The sequence below is a fragment of the Gilliamella sp. Gris3-2 genome (assembly GCF_001690345.1).
GTDB classification, from domain to species: Bacteria; Pseudomonadota; Gammaproteobacteria; order Enterobacterales; family Orbaceae; genus Gilliamella; species Gilliamella bombi.
In genome coordinates this window covers 1-1,066 of sequence record NZ_LZHB01000088.1, presented here as the reverse complement: position 1 = coordinate 1,066, position 1,066 = coordinate 1, and the positions used below count along the sequence as shown (strand labels likewise).

At 32.7% G+C, this 1,066-nt stretch carries 1 protein-coding gene; it reads right to left on the bottom strand.

What is annotated here, in order from left to right:
* Positions 1 to 414 precede the first annotated feature (414 nt).
* Positions 415 to 978 (bottom strand): hypothetical protein, encoded by a 564-nt coding sequence (locus A9G32_RS12380; protein WP_065640637.1) that lies wholly within the window; start codon positions 976 to 978, stop codon positions 415 to 417.
* Positions 979 to 1,066: the final 88 nt, after the last annotated feature.

Sequence of the window (1,066 nt, the reverse complement as noted above, 5' to 3'; positions counted from 1 at the left end):
GGCGGCGGCGGTTCTGGTAATGGTGGTAATGGGCTAGATGAAAGTATTATTGCATCACTACGATTAACCCCAAATGAATAACTACTATAAAAGGCACTACATAAAATAAAAAAAAGCAAACATATATTGCAAAATAAAATACGTTCAGCAGTTAAATGGTTTGGATACTTCATTTTATTTCCTTTATCAAATAATATTTTATTTTTATAAGTTTCTAGCATTACTAATAAATTCCCACGCCAACAAACATATAATTTGTTAAATAAATTATTTAAACTTATCCGACACCCTAAGCATTGAAGGCTAAAGGTTGAAGAACAACGCAAACAACTGATAGATTGGCATAGTGTTTATTGCTGACAACATCACCAAAATATGTGTTTACTGCTAATTTATTGCGCCAAAATGGGGCACTCACTTGTTCATCAACATCGCCCTCCTATTCCTTTGTGCCACTAACTCCTTCAGATTCAATGAACTAAATAATGTCGCTGTCGTCATGTTAATATCAGCAAAACTTTGGTTTACCTCGGGTAACTTAATCTGGATTGTCGATAATGAAAGGCGGCTTTGTGGTGTGAATTTTCGACTGTTTGATAAATTAATACCTAATAAGTCATCTGTTGCTGTCACTTTAATGACGAGGTCATCAAAGGCTAAATAGGATGCTCTACCTTGAATGCTATCTGCTGTCGTGGTCGATAATGCCTGTGATTTTAATGAACACAGCAATAACAACAATGCCAATGGGATTTTTAGCAATAATTTTGTGAGAAATTTCGGTAATAATTTAGATAATTTAGATAATTTAGATAATTTAGATAATTTAGATAATTTAGATAATTTAGATAATTTAGAAGATATAAATAAGTTTTGCGCAAGAACTCGTCGAATAGGATTATTTGATAAATTTAAGACATAAGTTTGCCAGTGCTTGTGCCTTGTGCCTTGTGCCTTGTGCCTAAAATGGTACTGCATTTTGCTCCACCTGTCAAGTAATATTTTGTTTTATTTCGATTTTTTATAATTATTCGCTTATTTAATAAGCTTACCTTTCTAAAACGGT